Source organism: Massilia sp. Se16.2.3 (assembly GCF_014171595.1).
Classification (GTDB): domain Bacteria; phylum Pseudomonadota; class Gammaproteobacteria; order Burkholderiales; family Burkholderiaceae_D; genus Telluria.
In genome coordinates, this window is record NZ_CP050451.1 from 2449410 (window position 1) to 2468481 (window position 19072).

General features: G+C 67.9%; 15 protein-coding genes, 6 pseudogenes and 1 riboswitch. Of the genes and pseudogenes, 12 read left to right on the forward strand and 9 right to left on the reverse strand.

What is annotated here, in order from left to right:
• Nucleotides 1-40: 40 nt before the first annotated feature.
• The gene (locus G4G31_RS11235; RefSeq protein WP_182991481.1) at nt 41-1429 is read left to right on the forward strand and encodes a M20/M25/M40 family metallo-hydrolase; all 1389 of its coding nucleotides are present in this window, start codon (nt 41-43) and stop codon (nt 1427-1429) included.
• Nucleotides 1430-1547: 118 nt separating this feature from the next.
• Entirely contained in the window at nt 1548-2450 is a 903-nt protein-coding gene (cysM, locus tag G4G31_RS11240; RefSeq protein WP_182991482.1) for a cysteine synthase CysM, read from the forward strand.
• A 103-nt stretch (nt 2451-2553) separates the two neighbouring features.
• Here the strand turns inward: cysM and G4G31_RS11245 are convergent, their stop codons facing one another.
• From G4G31_RS11245 to G4G31_RS11265, 6 genes and pseudogenes are all read right to left on the reverse strand, one after another.
• Nucleotides 2554-2874, reverse strand: a complete 321-nt coding sequence (locus tag G4G31_RS11245; protein ID WP_229425522.1) for a hypothetical protein — start codon at nt 2872-2874, stop codon at nt 2554-2556.
• Between the two features lie 472 nt (nt 2875-3346).
• On the reverse strand, nt 3347-4555 hold the full coding sequence (gene mltB / locus G4G31_RS11250; RefSeq protein ID WP_182991484.1) for a lytic murein transglycosylase B: 1209 nt from the start codon (nt 4553-4555) through the stop codon (nt 3347-3349).
• Nucleotides 4556-5382: pseudogene (locus G4G31_RS29065) on the reverse strand (transglutaminase family protein).
• A gap of 81 nt (nt 5383-5463) precedes the next feature.
• On the reverse strand, nt 5464-6561 hold the full coding sequence (locus tag G4G31_RS25785) for a DUF3488 domain-containing protein (RefSeq protein WP_229425523.1): 1098 nt from the start codon (nt 6559-6561) through the stop codon (nt 5464-5466).
• Complete coding sequence (locus G4G31_RS11260; RefSeq protein ID WP_229425524.1) at nt 6558-7595, reverse strand: DUF58 domain-containing protein; 1038 nt, start codon at nt 7593-7595, stop codon at nt 6558-6560. The genes G4G31_RS25785 and G4G31_RS11260 overlap by 4 nt, the downstream gene beginning before the upstream one ends.
• A 1-nt stretch (nt 7596) precedes the next feature.
• Nucleotides 7597-8515 (reverse strand): annotated as a pseudogene (locus G4G31_RS11265) (AAA family ATPase).
• A gap of 240 nt (nt 8516-8755) precedes the next feature.
• Between G4G31_RS11265 and G4G31_RS11270 the strand changes: the two are divergent.
• The 4 genes and pseudogenes from G4G31_RS11270 (at nt 8756) to G4G31_RS11285 (ending at nt 12051) form a co-directional block, all read left to right on the forward strand.
• Nucleotides 8756-9684: pseudogene (locus G4G31_RS11270) on the forward strand (histone deacetylase family protein).
• A gap of 240 nt (nt 9685-9924) precedes the next feature.
• On the forward strand, nt 9925-10803 hold the full coding sequence (locus tag G4G31_RS11275) for a hypothetical protein (RefSeq protein WP_229425525.1): 879 nt from the start codon (nt 9925-9927) through the stop codon (nt 10801-10803).
• A gap of 365 nt (nt 10804-11168) precedes the next feature.
• A pseudogene (locus G4G31_RS28255) lies at nt 11169-11417 on the forward strand (hypothetical protein); the annotation flags it as partial.
• A 193-nt stretch (nt 11418-11610) separates the two neighbouring features.
• Nucleotides 11611-12051: a hypothetical protein gene (locus G4G31_RS11285; RefSeq protein WP_182991486.1), complete on the forward strand. Its 441-nt coding sequence runs from the start codon at nt 11611-11613 to the stop codon at nt 12049-12051.
• A 621-nt stretch (nt 12052-12672) separates the two neighbouring features.
• Here G4G31_RS11285 and G4G31_RS25790 read toward each other — a convergent pair.
• Nucleotides 12673-12870 carry a hypothetical protein gene (locus tag G4G31_RS25790; protein WP_229425526.1) on the reverse strand — a complete coding sequence of 66 codons (198 nt, stop codon included), beginning with the start codon at nt 12868-12870 and terminating at the stop codon, nt 12673-12675.
• Between the two features lie 35 nt (nt 12871-12905).
• On the opposite strand from G4G31_RS25790, the gene G4G31_RS25795 reads away from it, so the two are divergent.
• Nucleotides 12906-13226, forward strand: coding sequence for a hypothetical protein (locus tag G4G31_RS25795; protein WP_229425527.1), 321 nt, complete (start codon nt 12906-12908; stop codon nt 13224-13226).
• Nucleotides 13227-13295: 69 nt separating this feature from the next.
• Here the strand turns inward: G4G31_RS25795 and G4G31_RS11295 are convergent, their stop codons facing one another.
• On the reverse strand, nt 13296-13547 hold the full coding sequence (locus G4G31_RS11295) for a hypothetical protein (RefSeq protein WP_182991487.1): 252 nt from the start codon (nt 13545-13547) through the stop codon (nt 13296-13298).
• Nucleotides 13548-13756: 209 nt separating this feature from the next.
• Here G4G31_RS11295 and ylqF point away from each other — a divergent pair, with 209 nt between their 5' ends.
• Nucleotides 13757-14677, forward strand: coding sequence for a ribosome biogenesis GTPase YlqF (gene ylqF, locus G4G31_RS11300; protein WP_229425592.1), 921 nt, complete (start codon nt 13757-13759; stop codon nt 14675-14677).
• A 178-nt stretch (nt 14678-14855) separates the two neighbouring features.
• Nucleotides 14856-15082, forward strand: a riboswitch (cobalamin riboswitch).
• Between the two features lie 92 nt (nt 15083-15174).
• Here the strand turns inward: ylqF and G4G31_RS27870 are convergent.
• Nucleotides 15175-15447: a hypothetical protein gene (locus G4G31_RS27870; RefSeq protein WP_275944536.1), complete on the reverse strand. Its 273-nt coding sequence runs from the start codon at nt 15445-15447 to the stop codon at nt 15175-15177.
• On the opposite strand from G4G31_RS27870, the pseudogene G4G31_RS28260 reads away from it, so the two are divergent.
• The 4 genes and pseudogenes from G4G31_RS28260 to G4G31_RS11315 form a co-directional block, all read left to right on the forward strand.
• Nucleotides 15434-15634, forward strand: a pseudogene (locus G4G31_RS28260) (TonB-dependent receptor plug domain-containing protein); the annotation flags it as partial. The gene G4G31_RS27870 and the pseudogene G4G31_RS28260 sit on opposite strands and share 14 nt — an antisense overlap.
• Nucleotides 15635-15902: 268 nt before the next feature.
• Entirely contained in the window at nt 15903-17204 is a 1302-nt protein-coding gene (locus G4G31_RS25805) for a TonB-dependent receptor domain-containing protein (RefSeq protein WP_229425528.1), read from the forward strand.
• 16 nt (nt 17205-17220) lie between these two features.
• Nucleotides 17221-18250: pseudogene (locus G4G31_RS11310) on the forward strand (FecCD family ABC transporter permease).
• Entirely contained in the window at nt 18247-19065 is an 819-nt protein-coding gene (locus G4G31_RS11315; RefSeq protein ID WP_182991490.1) for an ABC transporter ATP-binding protein, read from the forward strand. Before G4G31_RS11310 ends, G4G31_RS11315 begins: the two are co-directional and overlap by 4 nt.
• The last annotated feature ends 7 nt before the right edge of the window (nt 19066-19072 follow it).

Consider the following 19072-nt stretch of genomic DNA (forward strand, 5'->3'; position numbering starts at 1 on the left):
TAAAGCGCTTGATTGAAGCGTAACGATTTCAAGGATTCCCATGCCTCACGTCCGCATTATCGCCGGCCTTGTTGCCGCCCTGTTCGCTGGCGCCGCTGCCGCTGCCGCCACCCCCGCTGCAAAGAGCGCGGCTCCCGCCGGTCCCGACGTCAAGCGCCACCAGGCGCAGATCGACAAGATCGTCGCCGAGATCTCGCCCAAGCGCATCGAAGGCTATGTGCGCAAGCTGGTGAGCTTCGAGACCCGCCATACGATGTCGGACACGACTTCCGAGACGACCGGTATCGGCGCCGCACGGCGCTGGATCAAGGGCGAACTGGAACGCTGCGGCGCCGGCAACCTGCAGGTCGCCTTCGACAGCCACATGGCACCGGTATCGGCGCGCATCTCGCGCCCGACCGAGATCGTCAACGTGGTCGCCACGCTGCCGGGCACGCAGGAAGCATCGAAAGACCGTCTCTACGTGGTCAGCGGCCACTATGACTCGCGCAACACCGACGTGATGGATGCCACCGGCAAGGCGCCAGGCGCCAACGACGATGCTTCCGGCACGGCCGCGGTAATGGAAATGGCCTGCGTGATGGCCAAGTACAAATTCGACGCCACCCTCGTCTTCATGGCGGTCGCCGCCGAAGAGCAGGGCCTGCTCGGCGCCGGCCACTGGGCAAAAACGGCGCGCGAAAAGAACCTGAACGTCGCCGGCATGTTCACCAACGACATCATCGGCAGCTCGCGCGCCGACGACGGCCGCATCGACAACAAGCAGGTGCGCCTGTTCGCCCAGTCGATCCCCGCAACCAGGGAGATGAGCGAAGCCGTGCGCACCCTGGTGGCCACCGGCGGCGAGAACGATTCGATCTCGCGCCAGCTGGCACGCCATGTCAAGGAGCAGGGCGAGCGCTACGTCAAAGGCTTCAAGGTCAATGTCATCCAGCGCCACGACCGCTACCTGCGCGGGGGCGATCACATGCCTTTCCTGGAGCAGGGCTATGCCGCGCTGCGCTTTACCGAGCCGAACGAGGATTTTTCGCACCAGCATCAGAACCTGCGCACCGAGGACGGCAAGGTGTATGGCGACCTGACTGAATTCGTCGACTTCGACTACACGGCCAGGGTGGCGAAGGTGAACGCCGCGGCGCTGGCCTCGCTGGCGCTGGCACCTGCCGCGCCGAAGGAGGTCAAGGTACGCACCGACAAACTGGTGAACGATTCGACGCTGGTGTGGCAGGCCAATGCCGAACCGGACGTCGTTGGCTACCGCATCGTCTGGCGCGAAACCACCGCCGCCGGCTGGCAGGGATCGCAGTACGTCGGCAACGTCACCGAGGCGACCGTCAAGCTGTCGAAGGACAATTACTTCTTCGGCGTGCAGGCTGTCGACAAGGACGGCAACGCCAGCGTCGCGACTTACCCGATGCCGCTGCGCTGATCTTGCAAGGTGGGCACGGCGTGCCCACCTTGCGCCATACCGCGCCTCTGGCCCTCCCCATACGCCTTGTCCCTTCCCGGTTTAGAATGATGGTTTGAAGAACCGTGAGAAAGCAAACATGGCCTACAAGACCATCGAAGACACGATCGGCAATACCCCGCTGGTGCAACTGGTGCGCCTGCCGGGGCCGGAGATCGCTGCGCGCAACAACATCATCCTGGGCAAGCTGGAAGGGAACAACCCGGCCGGCTCGGTGAAGGACCGCGCCGCCATGTCGATGCTGAAGAATGCCGAGGCGCGTGGCCAGATCAAGCCGGGCGACACCATCATCGAGGCCACCTCCGGCAACACCGGTATCGCGCTGGCGATGGCGGCGGCGATTCGCGGCTACAAGATGCTGCTCCTGATGCCGGACAACCTGTCGATCGAGCGGCGCCAGAGCATGGCCGCCTACGGCGCCCAGATCGTGCTGACGCCGAAGACGGGCGGCATGGAATATGCGCGCGACATGGCCGAGCAGATGCAAAAGGACGGCAAGGGCATCATCCTCGACCAGTTCGCCAACCAGGACAACCCGCGCGCCCACTACGAGACCACCGGCCCCGAGATCTGGCGCGACACCGAAGGCCGCATCACCCATTTCGTCAGCGCGATGGGCACGACCGGCACCATCATGGGCGTCTCGCGCTACCTGAAGGAACAGAACGAGGCGGTGCGCATCATTGGCGCCCAGCCCGAGGAAGGCTCGTCGATCCCGGGTATCCGCAAGTGGCCGCAAGCCTACCTGCCGAAGATCTACGACAAGGCGCGCGTGGACCAGGTGGAAAACGTCGGCCAGGCGGCGGCCGAACAGATGGCGCGCCGGCTGGCGGCGGAAGAGGGCATCTTCTGCGGCATCTCGGCGGCCGGTGCCTGCGAAGTGGCGCTGCGCGTTGCCCAGACGGTGGAGAATGCAACGATCGTGTTCGTCGTCTGCGACCGCGGCGACCGCTACCTGTCGACCGGGGTGTTCCCGGCCTGAACAGGACGCAGAATGGCAAAAGGGGCGATCCGATCGCCCCTTTTTTTCGTCCTTCTTCCGTCACGGCCGCGCCGGGTGGCCGGCCGTGTGGAATATCGGAAAATTACTCGCCGCTCGAGGCGCCTGGTGCCGCGCCTTCTTTCGGCTTGAACTGCTTGTCGCTGATGCGGAACTTGTTGCGGCGGTCGCCCATCAGGTAGCGCAGGTCGCGAATCGACAGGTCGCTCACCTCGTGCATGCGAATGAGCAGCGATGCACCCACCGGCAGGCGGTGGTGCCGGATTTTGGAGATCACGGGCGGCGCCACTTCCAGTGCGCGCGACAGTGCGGCGTCGTTTTTCAGGCGCAGGTTCTCGATGAGGGTGTCCAGCAGACGGTTCGGGTTGTATTGCAGCAATTCATCCGACTCCGCATCGCTGTTCATATCAATGCCGACTTGGTTTGTCATGATCTCTTTGTTCCTATTGTGGGTTACGGAAAGTCGCTAGCGGCGTTTCGATTCCGGACGTCTTTCGAAAAAATATACTCAATTGTACAACTATTTTAGGCTCTAGTACCTATGAGCAATAGAATTCGGTGCGAAGCGTTGATCCTGTTGTCTAATCGCAACAATAGCCGCAATGCAATTCTCTCACAAACTCACGGAAAAAATAATTGTTTTTTCGTTAAACCGGAGTGTAGAGGAAACACGTGTTGCGAGACGCACGTTTCAGATTGATATGCCTGAATGACAAGACCGGAGGGGGTATGCGCGATCAAAAATGTTTCCATAGAGTACAGAAACAGAGTCGGGAGAGATACACCGGGGGAGTACCCCGGTATTTGAAGTGCTGCGCTACAGCAAAACCGCCGCTTTGTTGTGACAGCCTGTTACATGCTGTTACAACTTTCCTGCTCTACAAGACTGCGCCGCTGCGGGCTTCTCGTACGGCACGGCCGAGTTCGATCACCGACATGGCGTAGAAATAGCTACGGTTATATTTGGTGATGGCAAAAAAGTTATCGCTGGCGACCCAGTATTCGGTCGGCGCGGCGCCGTTTTGCAGGTCGACCAGGCCGTACAGCCGGTCGGTGGCCAGGGGCGTACCAGTGACGACGCCGACCGCCGCCAGCTCGTCGGGACGCAGGCTCGCAACGAGGCCGCGGTCGAGCAGGCTTTCCCAGTGGCGGTGCTCGGCCACATCGGCCGGGATCACGGCCGGGCCTTTCTCGCGCGGGTTCCACCCATGCTGGATCAGGAAGTTGGCGACGCTGCCGATGGCATCCGCGCTCGAACCGCGCAGGTCGACGTGACCGTCGCCGTCGAAGTCGACGCCATACTTCAGGATGTTGCCGGGCATGAACTGCGGCAGGCCGACGGCGCCCGCGAACGAGCCCAGCAGGGAGAACGGATCGATGTTCTCGTGGCGTGCCAGCAGCAGGGTGTTTTCCAGCTCGCTGCGGAAGAAGGCGCTGCGTGCGGCGGCGTTCGGCGCTTCCGGATAGGCAAAGGCCAGCGTGGTGAGCGTATCGAGCACGCGGAAGCGTCCGGTGTCGCGGCCATACACGGTTTCGACGCCGATGATGCCCGCCAGGATTTCCGCCGGCACGCCATAGGTGGCCTCGGCGCGCGCCAGGGCGTCGGCGTTCTCGTTCCAGAAGCGCACGCCGGCACCGATGCGGATCGGCTCGATGAAGCGTTCGCGGTAGGCTTGCCAGTTCTTCGGCTTGCCCGGCGGCGCCGGTTTTACCAATTGCACGGCCGAGTCGACGAAGCGCACCTGGCGCATGCGCGCCTCCAGCTCGTCGCGGTCGAAGCCGTGTCTGGCGGCCATCTCGTCGACGAAAACGCGCACGGCCTGCCAGTCGGCGAAGTTGACCTGTTCACCTTCGTAGTCGATGCCGCTCGCGGCGACCGCGGCTTTGGCGACTGGCTGGGGCGCGGCCTTGGCGGCCTTGCCTTTAACAAGCTTGCCTTTGGCCGGCTTGGCCTTGGCGCCCTTGCCCTTGGTGGCCTTCGTGATCCTGGCCTTGCCCTTGTCCGCCCCGTGCTGGGAGGCGGCGCTGGCGTGGGAGTGAGGTGCTGCGAGAACGAGTAGTGCGAGAATGGATGCGAAGAATTTCATCTAACTTGCGAAAGTAGGCGCTTCAGGACCGCGGCAAGATGTTCGTGGCGGCGCGGGGGCGCGTAGCGCCAGGCGCTGTAACGGGACAGGAACTCGGCCACCGCCGCCTGCGCGCGGGGGCGCCAGCCTGCCGGCCTGCGCGATGCGCGCGGCGTAGGCGCCCGGACCTTCATCTGCCGAACGCGCCAGTCCCAGCCGGGCCAGGCGCGTACACAGGGCCGAGTATAGCGCATCGATCGGGTCGATTTCGCGGCGCCGCTTCAAAGTTCTGGCAACCAGCAACAGAGTTATCAGGACGGCCAGCGAGAGCGGCAAACGCCATCCCAGCAGCGAGGACTGCACATAATCGAGCACGTTGCGCTGGCGCTGCGGCGTGTAGTTCAGCACCCACTGGTTCCAGCTGTTGTTGAGCGCCCCGGCCGCATAGCGCAGCTGGGCCAGCAAGGGATGGCTGTCGCCGTCCAGGCGCATCAGGCTGCCCAGGCCCTCGATGCCGAAGGGCGCGCTCTCGGGAATCGCGCTGGCCAGCCCGCGCCGCACCCGTTCGGGCGCCACCGCCGCGGTCGGGTCGATGCGCACCCAGCCGCGCCGCGGCAGCCAGACCTCGGCCCGTGCATGGGCGTCGGACTGGCGCACGGTGAGGTAGCCGTCCGGGGATTGAGTTCGCCGCCCCGGTAGCCGGTGACGACCCGTGCCGGCACGCCGGCGGCGCGCATCAGGAACACGAAGCTGCCGGCGAAGTGCTCGCAAAAGCCGGCGCGGCTCTCGTAAAGAAAAAGCGTCGACGGCGTCGCGTCCCAGCAGCGGAGGACTGAGCGTGTACACATAGTTCTGCTCGCGGAAGCTGCGCAGCACGGCTTCCACCCGCCTGCGTGGATCGGCCTCTGAACGCAGCGCCAGGCCCGCCATCAGCGCGCGCGGATTGCTGCCCGCCGGCAGCTGCAGCCAGTCGTCCAGGCCGGGCGGCGGGCCCGGGCCTGCAGGCTGAAATCGAGATGCGAGCGCATGCGGTAGCGCAGCCGGGTTTGCAGCGGCGCGTCCGCGGTGATTTCGAAGCTGTCCGAAACCTGTACCGCCTTGCCGACCAGTTGCGGCAGCTGCGCGGGCATCTCGAGCGCGAACAGCCAGCGCGAGTCGGCCGGCTCGGTCGTCACTTCATAGGCCAGCGGCCGTCCGCGCAGCGACAAGTCGGCGGGCGTATCGGTGGCGCCGCGCTCGCTTGGTCGCACGCGGGTCCAGGTGCGGCCATCGTAGACACCCAGCACGGGGCCGCGCCAGTACAGGCGTTCCTGCGCCGGCACGGGCCCGTCGAAACGCACGCGGAAGGCAGGCTCGGTCGATTCCGCCAGGCCTGCCATCGTGCCCGGTGCCATGGTTTCCGACATGCCGGTGCGGGCGCTGGCGGCGTCGTCGGGCAGGCCCCAGAGCGGACCCTGGATGCGCGGGAACAGGAAGAACAGGCCAAGCGCCAGCGGCATGGCCAGGCCGAGGATGCGCACGCTCATCAGCAAACGGGCGCTTAGCGGCGGGCGCGCTGCGCCGAACTGGAAGCTCATCTGGGCGGTCAGCAGCGCCAGCACCGATAGCACGGTCAGGAGCGCGGTGCCGATTCCCTGCTCGTAGAAGAAGTTCGTCAGCACCAGGAAGAAGCACAGGAACACCACCACGAACAGGTCGCGCCGCGCGTGCATCTCCAGCATCTTGAAGGTCACCAGCAGCACCAGCATGGCGACGCCGGCTTCGCGGCCGAGCAGGGTCTGGTAGCTTTGCGCCACGCCCAGCATGGCCGCCGCGGCCAGCGGCAGGAGCAGCAGCGAGGACGGCATGCGCTTGCCCTGCAGGGTGATGGCCGCGCGCCAGGACAGCGTCAGGCCGCACAGCAGCGATACCCAGGCCGGCAGGTGGGCCATGTGCGGCAGCAGCACCAGCAGGGCGCTGGCCAGCAGCAGCAGGGTATCGGCCTTGTCGCGCGGGAGCGACGTCAACTTCGCCAGCAAGGCATTCATCGCGCCTCTCCGGGTGTGCCGACGCCATACAGGGCGAGGGCGCGCAGGCAGGCGGCCTGGTGGGCCGCGCCGATGCCGGCCTCGAAGCTGTCGCCGCCCAGGCGGAAGGCATAGGGCAGGGCGCGCTGTTCGCACTCGAGCACCCAGCGCGTCAGGCGCGACAGGCGCAGTTCCAGGTCCATCCGCGGCGGCAGCTGCGCCAGGTCGAGCAGCAGTTCGCTGTGGGCGCCCCCTTCGAAATGCTTGGTGGCGAGCTGGCCGCCGTCAGCCGGGTCGAGGCGCGCGATCTGGCGCCAGGCCAGGCGCTTGAGCGGGTCGCCCGGCTGGTAGGGGCCGCACGCCGGCGAAGTCGTCGTCGCCACCGTGGCCGCTGCCCTCGCTGCCGCTGTTGGAAGCCGGCGGTAGCGGCGGCGCGCCCTCCTCGGGGAAGGGATAGACCAGCGCGCGCATGTCGGGCTGCCAGTAACTCCAGGCGCGAAACAGCCCCAGCGGAAAGCGCGTGGACAGCACCGGCGCGGCGCGGCCAGCCAGCCGCGCGCCTCGCTCGGCAGTGCCAGGCGCACGGTGGTGTTGCCGCTGGCGGGAATGTCGACCAGGTGGCGCCCCGCATCAGCGCTGCCGGCGAGGTCGACCTGGATCGCGTAGCGCGCCCGTTTCGTGGTGTTCGCCAACTGCAGTTCGAACAGCGCTTCCTGGCCGGCGAAGACGGAAGGCGCGCGCCCTGCCGCCAGGCGCAGGTGCACCAGGTTGCGCCAGGTGAAAAACAGGTCGACCACGGCGCAGGACAGCGCCAGGAAGGTCAGGCCGAAGCCGAGGCCCAGGTTGTAGTTGATCGAGCCGACCAGCAGCACCAGCAGCAGGGCGGCGAAGCCCAGTCCCGGGCCGGTCGGCAGGATGTAGACCTGGCGCTGGCCGAGGAAGGCCTCGCGGCCGCGGCGCCGTTCGCGCTTCGGGCGCGGCAGCCAGCCGGTGCCGGCGCGTCCCTTCGCGCTTGACTCGGCTTTGTCGGCCGCCGCTGCCACATCCGTCGCCATGCTAGACCGGCACCGATTTCTGCAACTGCAGCACCAGGTCGCGGCTGGCCAGCGCCAGGCCCCGGGCCGATTTCAGCGGGCGCAGGCGGTGCGCGCAGACGGGCACCAGCACCGCCCGGATGTCTTCCGGCAGCACGTGGTCGCGTCCTTCGAGGGCGGCCCAGGCGCGTCCCGCCTGCAAGAGGGCCAGCGTCGCGCGCGGCGACAGGCCTTCGGCGAACAGCGTGCCCGGCGCGAGGCCGCGGCCAGTGCCTGCACATAGTCGATCAGCGCGTTGGAGGCGTGGATGCCGCGCAGGGCCTGGCGCGCTTCGACCAGTTCGGCCGGGCTCATCGCCGGCTCGAGCGTGCGCAGGGTGCGCGCCGGTCTTCGCCCATCAGCAGCGCGCGTTCGGCGGCCGCGTCCGGGTAGCCGAGCGAAAGGCACATCAGGAAGCGGTCGAGCTGGGATTCGGGCAGCGGGAAGGTGCCCACCTGGTGCGCGGGGTTCTGCGTGGCGATGACAAAGAAGGGTTCGGGCAGGGGGCGGGTCATGCCGTCCACCGTCACCTGGTGCTCCTCCATCGCCTCGAGCAGGCCCGACTGGGTCTTCGGCGTGGCGCGGTTGATCTCGTCGGCCAGCAGCACCTGGGTGAAGATCGGGCCCGGGTGGAAGGAAAAGCCGTTCTTCTCGCGTTCGTACACCGAGATGCCGGCAACATCGGCCGGCAGCAGGTCGCTGGTGAACTGGACGCGGTTGAACTTCAGTCCGAGCGAGATGGCCAGCGCGTGCGCCAGCGTGGTCTTGCCGACGCCTGGCACGTCGTCGATCAGGAGGTGGCCCCCGGCCAGCAGGCAGGTGAAGGCAAGGCGTACCTGCTGGTCCTTGCCGACCACGATCTTGCCCACTTGCCTGGCGCTGGCATGCAATTTATTGAACATAGAGAGTTCCAAAAGTCGAATGATGCGAGGCCGCGCCCGGCATGGTAGATTAGTGCCATTGCAAGCATTCTTTCCATGCCGCGCCGAAGCCGTCCAAACGATTCTATGCGAGAACGGCCGATCCCGGTGTATGGCTGAGCAGCGCGGCCATCCCGGAATCACGGCGGCGCTGCGGCAGCGCACCGGCCGCGCTCACTGCACCAGGCACCGCACCAACCACCGCACCACGACCGCACCACCATGAGCACAGCCATCTACAGCCATCCCGACTGCCTGCGCCACGACATGGGCGACTGGCATCCGGAGTCACCCAGCCGCCTGCAGGCGATCGAAGACCAGCTGATCCTGGCCCGCCTCGACGGCCTGCTCGAGCGCCGCCTGGCGCCGCTGGCCGAGATTCCCGCCGTGCTGCGCAACCATACCGAGGGCGCGCTGGCGCTCGTGCGCGACCACATCCCGCCGCCCGGCGAGACCTATGCGCTCGACGCCGACACCTTGCTCTGCCACGCCAGCTTCGATGCCGCCCTGCGCGCCGCCGGGGCAGCCCTGGCCGCCACCGATGCGGTGATTGCCGGCGACATCGCGAACGCCTTCTGCGCGACCCGTCCACCCGGCCACCACGCCACCCCGAGCGAGCCGATGGGTTTCTGCCTGTTCAACAACGTCGCCATCGCCGCGCGCCACGCCCTCGAAGCGCACGGCCTGGAACGCATCGCCATCGTCGACTTCGACGTTCATCACGGCAACGGCACCGCCGACGCCTTCCGCGACGACCCGCGCGTGCTGATGGCCAGCTTCTTCCAGCATCCCTTCTATCCGTATTCGGCGCCCGAGCCGTTGACAGGCACCCGCGTCAACGTGCCGGTGCAAACCGGCAGCGGCGGCGACGTCGTGCGCCGGTGGTGCGCGAATACTGGCTGCCGGCGCTGCGGGCGCACCGGCCGCAGATGGTCTTCGTCTCGGCCGGCTTCGACGCCCATCGCGACGACGACATGGGCGGCATGGCGCTGGTCGAAGCCGACTATGCCCGGATGACGCGCGAGATCATGGCGGTGGCGCGCGAACACGCGGGCGGGCGCATCGTCAGCTGCCCGGAAGGGGGCTACGACCTGTCGGCGCTGGGGCGCAGCGTCGTCGCCCACCTCAAGGTGCTGGCCGAACTCGACTAGCCCCGTCCGGCGGCGCGGGCGCCCGGCCAATTGTTACCTTCGGGTCCCGGTGCCATTTAACTGACAGTAAATTTTATTTGCATAGGCGTTTTCGCCACAGAATCTTCTTCAGTCAATCGTGCGTTTGACAGCAATCTAAGCCAGGCATACAGTCGGCTCAGCCGTAAAAAACGGCTGCGCCTGCGTTTGCCGGCAGCGATGGCGACCGACAGGCGTCCACTCAAAAACAAGGAGGAGATTGTGAAGAAAGTACTGCAGATGATGGCGGCCGTCTGTTTGATGGCCGCCTCGAGCTTTGCCGCGGCCACGAACTACACACTATGGATCAATGGCCGCACCGGTGGCGGGGTGGTCGGCAACTACAACAGCTGGACCTATTGGGGTCCCGGCACCACGGCCGCCGGCGTCAACAAGAAATCGGTCAACTGGGACGGGCGCAGCAGCATTGCTTCGCAAAGCGGCAAGATCCGCGACGCGCTCGACTGCTTCTGCACCGGTAACAACTGGTGCTATGTCGTCACCCACAGCGCCGGCGACCTGATGATGGGCTACACGATGGCCAATTACGGCGGCTCGGCGCGCGTGAAGAAGAATGCGGTCGCGAACACCTCTGGCGTCTGCGGCAATACCGACGGTACGTCCCAGACCGGCTGGAACATCAAGTGGGTGCGCGCCGCGTCGGGCGCCGGCGGCGGCTCGGAGCTGTCCGATGCCGGCTCCTGGACCACGTCCGAACCGCTGGTGCAGGACCTGAAGACCACCACCGCGCGTGCCATGTACAACCACAACACCACCCGCAACGTCTGGTTCTACATGTATGCCGGCGCCAAGGGCACCGCCTACTCGGGCATCCTGCCGGGCCAGGACGACGAAGCCGTGGCCTACCATAGCACCGGCGGCGTGGCCGGCAGTTCGGGAGGCTCCTACTGCAACCCGAGCGACTGGCTGTGCAACGACCTGAGCCTGGGGACGGCGGCCAACGAAGGCGGCAGCCTGAAGTGGAGCTACCACTCGGTCAGCTTCCGCGACGATAACGAGGCCTACAACCACTATGCCAACGGCAACTGGGGCGGCATCGTCGGCGTGGTCCGCAGCGCCGTGGTGAACAGTGCCCTCTGATCGTCCGGGAGGGTGGCGCGCTGGCGCCGCTGGCTGCCGCTGGCGCTGCTGTTCGCGCTGGTGGCGGCCATCGGCTGGCTGGTGCTGCGCAAGGGCGAGCAGCCGGGGCCGGCGCCCGTCGCCGGTCCCGCTGCCGCTGCCCGGGGCCCCAGTTCTTCGGCCAGGTCGCGGCCGCGGGCGGGGGGGCGCCGCCGGCAGCCGACGAGCGCACGCGCCAGCGCCAGCTGCTGGTCGAAAACTACGAACTGGCCGACCACACCTATTGCAGCTACCGCGAGGGCAGCCAGTATCCGGCCGGCTCGCGGCCGATGTCGCAGAATCCCGACCAGGCCTATCCGAACCGGCCCGTCACCGAGATGAACCCGATGCGCGGCGACGACCGCCGCAGCAACCCGAACATCCTGCTGCAGACTTCGCAGTCGCGGGTCTACCTGGCGGCCGGGGAATCGGTCTCGTTCTCGCTGCGCGCGGTCGAGCCGGGCGGCAACGGCGTGCCGCTCGTGATCACGCGCGCGCTGGCAGCCGGCATCACGACGGCGGGCGCCCGCCCGACCGCCCAGGTGCCGCTGGCCTTTGCCGACGATGGCGGCGGCGCCGATCCGGTGGCGGGCGACGGTGCTTTTGCCGCCGTGCTGACGCCATCCCAGACGGGCCTGGCGGGCTTTCACGGCACCATCCGCACCGAGGTGCGCTACACGGCCGGCGGCAAGAACGGCGCGCTGATCTTCGACGTGATCCATTCGCCCTCGGTGCCCGCCACGGGCTGGCCCGCCGCGCGAGGCGATCGAGGACGGTTCGCTGGTCTTCGTGCTGCGTGCCGACGTGCGCCAGCCGGGGCGCTATGTCGTCACCGGCCGCATCGACGACGCCCGGGGGCGGCCGTTCGCGCTGGCGACCTTCAACGAGGTGCTGGGTCCGGGGCCGAACGACATCAAGCTGGTCGCCTTCGGCAAGCTGCTCCACGACGGCAAGGCCGCGCTGCCGCTGACGCTGCGCGACGTCGACGGCTACCTGCTGAAGGAAAACGCCGATCCAGACCGCGAACTGATGCCGCGCCTGGAAGGCAAGGTGCTGACCAGCCGCTCGCAAACCCTGAAGGGCATCTCGACTGCCGAATGGACGAGCGAGGAGCGCCAGCGTTACCTGACGGAGTTTGCCAAGGACCGCAAGCTGGCCGGCGAGAACCTGGCGAAGTTCGACCCGGCGCAGCCCTTGCCGGCGAGCGCCTGCGAAACGCCGGCGCGGTAGGACATGCAAGGCATCGGGGCAGGGCCTCGATGCCTTGTACGTTGCCGCTACGGGACAGCTGCGGCGCGGCGGTCGTTGACGGCGCCGGTAGACAGTGCCGACCGGCTCGATATGAGGCTCGCCAGCGTGGTAAATCAACTTCGCCGCCTACACCCGCCACGCCCCGCTGTTCGGTATCCTTCCCCCCACGCCCGGACGCGCGCCGGTTGACGCGCCGTCGTCCCTGTAATGTGATGGCGGCAGCGGTCGGCCAACCGAGGAACCCACCGTCACCACAACAATGGAGGAAGACATGGGACGTCCCGCGCGCATTGCCTTAGTCCTCTGCCTGCCCGGCATGCTTGCCGCCGGCCTGGCTGACGCCACCAACTACACGCTCTGGATCCATGGCCGCAACGGCGGCGGCGCGATCGGCAACTACAACGATTTCGCCTACTTCGGCCCGGCCGCTACGGCTGCCGGCGTCAACAAGAAGGCCGTGAACTGGGATGGCAAGAGCGGCGTGGCCTCGCAAAGCGGCACCATCCGCTCGGCGCTCGACTGCTTCTGCACGGGGAACAACTGGTGCTATGTCGCCGTGCACAGCGCCGGCGACATGCTGATGGGCTACACGCTGGCCAACTATGGCGGCTCGCAGCGTCCGGTCACGAATGCCCAGCCGAACACGGCCGGTGTGTGCGGCGCGGGCGGCGGCACGCAGACCGGCTGGAACATCAAATGGGTGCGGGTCGCGGCGGGTTCCGCCGGCGGCAGCGAGCTGGCCGACATCGGCGCCTGGGCGGTGAGCGACGAGATCGCCCGGCAGCACAAGGTGACCACCGCGCGCGCGCTCTACAACCACAACGACACGCGCAATGTCTGGTTCTACATGTATGCCGGCGCGCCGGGGGCACGCTGTATTCGTTCGCGCTGCCCGGCCAGGACGACGAAGTGGTGGCCTACCACAGCGCCGGCGCGGCTTCCGGGGCGGCGGCAGTTCGCTGTGCAACCCGGGCGACTGGTTCTGCAACGACCTGACGCTTGGGTCGGGCCCGAACCAGGGTGGGCGCGCCAAGTGGGCCTTTCACTCGGTGGAGTTTCGCGACGACGGCGAAGACTACGGGCACTACACGGGGCGGACCTGGGGCGGGGTGACGAGCCTGGTGCGGCGCGACATGGAAGCGCTGGCGCGCTAGGGCGGAGAGGGACGGCTGGCGAGGCTGCCGCGCGCTGGAGCGTTCCAGCGCGCGGCCGACCGCGCCTGCTCAGCCCTCGATCTGGCGCGGCGCGCGTTTGGCCGCGCCGCCGGGCCGCTTGCCGACCACGTAGACGACGTACATCGGCTGCATCTGCTCGATGTCCGGCTGCGCCAGCGCGACATCCTCCGCCATGCCCGGTGCCATGCCTGCACCCGCCGACGGGGCGGCGCGCTGGGACGGTCCGCTCAGGCAGGCTGCCAGGCACAGCGCACCGAAAGCCCCAAAGATCCATACTTCGACGTTGCGCGCGATTCCCATGACGATCTCTCCTCGAACCGGCCACAGCGGCCGTCTCGTCATCGTGCGCGCCGGCCTTCCCTGGGTATTGTCCTGGATCAAGCCAAATTTGTTACGTGTGGAAACATAACGACAGCGCGGCGGGACGCGTAGCGGGCGGCAGCGTAAAATACCGCCTCGTTCGCAGAATTTGAAAGCACAGCATGTCGATACAATGGTTCCCGGGCCACATGAACTCCGCCAAGAAGCAGGCGGAGGAGCAGATGGAGTTCATCGATCTCGTGATCGAGGTGCTCGATGCACGCCTGCCCGAGGCGAGCTGCAACCCGCTGGTCGACCGCATGCGCAAGTTCCGCCAGCGTCCGGTACTCAAGATCCTCAACAAGATCGACCTGGCCGACCCGGTCGCCACCGCCGCCTGGAAAGCCTTCTACGATGCCCAGCCGGGCGTGACGGCCTATCCGATGACGACCAAGCGCCCGGCCGACGTCGCGCGCATCCCGGAGCTGGCCCGTTCGCTGGCGCCGCACCGGGGCGTGCCGACCAAGCCGCTGCGCATCATGATCATGGGCATCCCCAACGTCGGCAAGTCGACCCTGATGAACGCGCTGCTGAAAAAGCGCGTGGCCAAAGTCGGCGACGAACCGGCGGTCACCAAGACCCAGCAGAAGCTCTACCTCGACCAGTTCACCGTGCTGGTCGATACCCCGGGCCTGATGTGGCCGAAGATCGACATGCCGAGCGACGGCCTGATGCTGGCCGCCAGCCATGCCATCGGCACGAATGCCCTGATCGAGGAAGAGGTCGCCTTTTTCCTGGGCGACGTGCTGCTTGAACGCTATCCGCAGCTGCTCACGGCGCGCTACGGCTTCAAGACGGAAGGCCTGGACGGCATCGGCGTGGTCGAGCAGGTGGCGGCGCGCCGCGGTTTCCGTGTGCGCGGCGGCGAGTTCGACGTCGAAAAAGCGGCCCACGTGCTGCTGCACGACTACCGCAGCGGGGCCATCGGCCGCATCAGCCTGGAAACCCCGGACTCCCGCGCCGCGCGCCTGGAGGCGCACCGCATCGAGAAGGAAGAAAAAGCGCGCATCGCCGCCGAGAAGGCTGCCTTGAAGGCCGAAGAGGCCGCCCGCGGCAAGCGCGGCACCTGAGGGGGTGTAGGGTGGGCACTTGTGCCCACGCTGTCTCACCGTTTGCTCAGGACCTAGGGTGGAGTCCCGACTCCACGCGGTTTCCCCGCTGAACAGAGAAACGGTATCGTGCCTCCGACAAGACGCGGCCCACGTGGCAACCGGCGCGCCACCATCCGACCCGAAACCCTTGCCAGGTATATAATCACGCCGTTCTGGTGCCCGCGTGCGCGATCTGCGCGCGCAGTTAAACGGGAAACACGATGCCACCGCGCCCCCGGCGCATGGCCAGGTGTGCTGCCCCCGCAACGGTAATCAAGCGTCGCCCCGGCGACAGACTTCCTCGAACACCACTGTGCCGCGCACAGGAAGGTGAGGCGGTCCGACTTGCAAGCCCGGATACCGGCCAGACAGGTGGACGCGCCCGGCGTGTCTCGTGGTGCCGCCCTGTGCGTCGCGAGGCTTACCGGGCGACGTTCGTGGAGTCCGGCCTGCGGGGACGCAAGCCGGGCGCACCCTTATCGAAGAACCAAGATCATGACTGCTGTTGTTTCGAACAGCGCGCCGGCCAGAACGCCGATCGCGCTGGCCTGCGCCGTTTCCCTTTCCCTGTTTGCCGGCGCCGCCCTGGCCGCCGCCGACGTCCCGGACGCTGCCGCCGAATCCGTCTCCACCGTGCATGTCACCGGTGCCCGCTTCGCCAGCGATCCGGCCCTGACGCCGATCGGCGCCACCGTCATCACGGCCGACGAGATCCGCAATGCCGGCGTCACCGACGTGAATGCCGCCATCCGCAAGATTGGCGGCGTATACGGCCGTCAGAGCTTCGACGGTTCGCCCGACTTCGCGCTCGACCTGCGCGGCTTCGGCACCAACAGCAGCCAGAACATGGTGGTCATGGTCGACGGCGTGCGCATGAACGAGAACGAACTGACTGGCGCCGTGCTGTCGACGATTCCCGTCGATACCGTCGAGCGCATCGAGATCATGCGCGGCGGCAGCAGCGTGCTGTACGGCGAAGGCGCGACCGGCGGCGTCATCAACATCATTACCAAACGCGGCGCCGATGGCGGCTACCACGGCTCGCTCGCCCTCGAGGCCGGCCAGCGCCACAGTTTCGATACGCGCGCCTCGGTGCGCCACGGCGCCGGCCCGCTGTCCTTCGACCTGGCCGCCGCGCGCCGGGCAGCCATAACGACCGCGCCAACAACCAGTTCCTGCAAAAGACCGTCAGCGGCGGCGTCCAGTGGGCGCAGGATGGCACGCGCCTGGGGCTGCGCGCCGAAAGCGCGCGCCAGGATGCGCGTTTCCCGGTGCGCTCACCCTCCCGGAGTTCGAGCAGGACCCGACCCAGACCCATACGCCGCACGACTTCGGCGACCTCGCAACCGACCGGGTCACCGCCTTTGCCGAGCAGCGCATCGGCAGCGTGGAACTGGCGGCCGAGCTGTCGCATCGCGAGCGCGAAGTCAATTCGCGCTACGAGTACCAGACCGCGTCCGGTCCCACGGTGCTGGAGTCGACCGGCTACACCCGCCAGACCCAGTTCTCGCCGCGCCTGCGCCAGATCGCCCGCTCCGGCACCCTGCTCAACGAAGTCGTCGCCGGCATCGACCTGACCCGCTGGGAGCGCGGCGCCGCCGGCGTGGGCGCAATCAGCATCCGGGATGCGCGCGCCGTCTACCTGCGCGACGAGCTACGCCTCGAGGGTGCGCTGAAGGCGCGCCTGGCGCTGGGCGCGCGCCACGAGAAGTTCGAGAAGGAGGACACGCGTGGCTATGAAGCCGGCAACCCGTTCTCGGGCGCGCCGAACGGCACCCAGTCGCAGAATGCCTGGACCCTGGAAGGCAGCATCGATCCGATCGCGGGTGTGACCCTGCACGCGAAAGCGGGGCAGAGCTACCGCGTGCCGAACGCCGACGAAAACGCTTACCGCTCGAGCGACGGCCTGCTGGACGTGCAAACTTCGCGCGACCTGGAAATCGGCATCAGCGCCGGCAGCACGGCACGTGGCGTCTCCGCACGCGTGTTCCGCCACCGCCTGCGCAACGAGATCTTCTTCGATCCGACCCTCGCCGGCGGCTGGGGCGCGAACACCAACCTCGACCCGACCCGGCGCCGGGGCGTCGAAGTGGACGGCCACGCGGATCTGGGCGCGGACCTGCGCCTGACCGGCCACTGGCAGCACGTCCAGGCAGAGTTCACCGAGGGCCCGAACGCTGGCCGCGGCATGGTGCTGGTGCCGAAGAACGTGCTGACCGCGCGCCTGGCCTGGCTGCCGGCCGGCGGCCACAGCGCCGACATCGGCGCCCAGTACGTCTCGACCCAGCGCTACGGCAACGACTTCAGCAACGATTGCGGCGCGCGCATTCCGTCCTATACGACGTTTGATGCCCGCTACGCCTACCGCGTCGGCCCATGGGAATTCGCACTCGCCGGCCAGAACCTGGCGGACCGCGACTACTTCAGCCAGGCCTATGGCTGCCGCAGCGGCATCTATCCGGGCAATGGCCGCCTGCTGAAGCTGTCGGCACGCTACGACTTCTGATGTCGTGAGCACCGCCATCGCCAACCCGTCGCCTGCGCGCCGGCACGCCGCCACGCTGGCGCTGCTGGCCGCATGCGCGCTGGCGGCGCTGGCGGGCGCGGGACTGGCAGGCTCGGTGGCCGTGCCGCTGGCTGATTTTCCATCCGCCCTGGCCAGCCTGGTGCGGGGCGAGCCAGGCGGCATGGCGGCGACCCTGCTCGACCTGCGCACGGGCCGCGCCAGCGGGCTTTCGTGACCGGCGCGGCGCTGGCGCTGGCCGGCGTGATGATGCAGGCGCTGGTCAGGAATCCCCTGGCCGACCCCTACGTGCTGGGCGTGTCGGCCGGCGCCGCCGTTGGCGCCCTGGCCGCGCTGCTGTTCGGCGCCGCGCTGTGGGCGGTCGACCTGGGCGCGCTGGCCGGCGCGGTGGCGGTCTCGCTGCTGCTGTACCTGCTGGCGCGGCGCGACCTGGCCGGTGGGCGCGGGGGCGTGCGCACGGGCGAGTCCAGCACCTTGCTGCTCACCGGCGTGCTGCTGGCCTCGGCGTGCATGGCCCTGGTCACCCTGATGCTGTCGGTCGCGCCCGAGTCGCGCCTGCGCGGCATGGTGTTCTGGATGATCGGCGACCTGGCCGGCACCTCGTGGCGGGCGCTGCCCTGGATCGTACTGGGCGGCGCGCTGCTGCTGGCGCTGCGCCGTGCCCGCGACCTGAATGTCATGGCCCTGCATGCCGATGCCGCCGTCACGCTCGGTGTCGATGTGACCGCCCAGCGCCGCTTTCTCTTCATCTGTTCCGGCCTGCTGACGGCCTGCGCCGTCACCACCGGGGGCAGCATCGGCTTCGTCGGCCTGGTGGTGCCGCACGCCTGCCGCCATGCCTTCGGACCCGACCACCGCATGCTGCTGCCGGCGGCAAGCCTGGCTGGCGGCGGCTTCCGGTGCTGGCCGATACGCTGGCGCGCACCGTGCTGGCACCGCAGCAGCTGCCGGTCGGCGTGCTCACCTCGCTGATCGGCGTACCGGTCTTCCTGTTCCAGTTGCATCAACTTCACCTGCGCCGCCCATGATCGAGACCCGCAACCTCCTCCTGCGCGCCGACGGCCGCGTCCTGCTCGAGCGCCTGGACTGGCGCGTCGATCCCGGCCAGAGCTGGTGCGTGATCGGCCCCAACGGCGCCGGCAAGAGCACCTTGCTGCGCACGCTCGCCGGCCTGCGCACGCCCGACGCTGGCCAGGTGGTGCTGGCCGGCCGGCCACTGCCCGACTGGCCGCTGACGGCGCTGGCGCGCGAGCGTGCCTACCTGGCGCAGTCGCGCGGCGACGCTTTTGCCTACCGCGTCATCGAGACGGTCCTGATGGCGCGCCACCCCTATCACGCCGACCGCTACTGGGAAGGCAGCGACGACCATGCCGCCGCCGAGCGCGCACTGCGTACCCTCGACGTGCTGCACCTGGCCCAGCGCGACGTGCGCACGCTGTCGGGCGGCGAGCGCCAGCGCGTGGCGATCGCCGCGCTGCTGGCCCAGGACACGCCGCTGCTGCTGCTCGACGAGCCGGCCAATGCGCTCGACCTGGCGCACCAGGTGGCGATGACGGACCTGCTGGCGCGCCTCTGCCGCGACGAGGGCAGGGCGGTGGTCAGCGTCGGCCACGACCTGAACCTGGCCTGGAGCGGCGCGACGCATGCGCTGCTGCTGTTGAAGGACGGCGCCTGGCGCGCCGGGCCTGTCGCCGAGGTGATGCGCGCCGATTTGCTGAGCGACTGCCTCGGCCATCCGATCGCCGCCATCCACCATGGCGGACGCACCATCTTCCTGCCCGACGATACGCCGGTGCCGGTGCCTGCGAAGCTGCCTGGCCTGGCGGCGCGGAGGGCGCAGTGAAAATCTC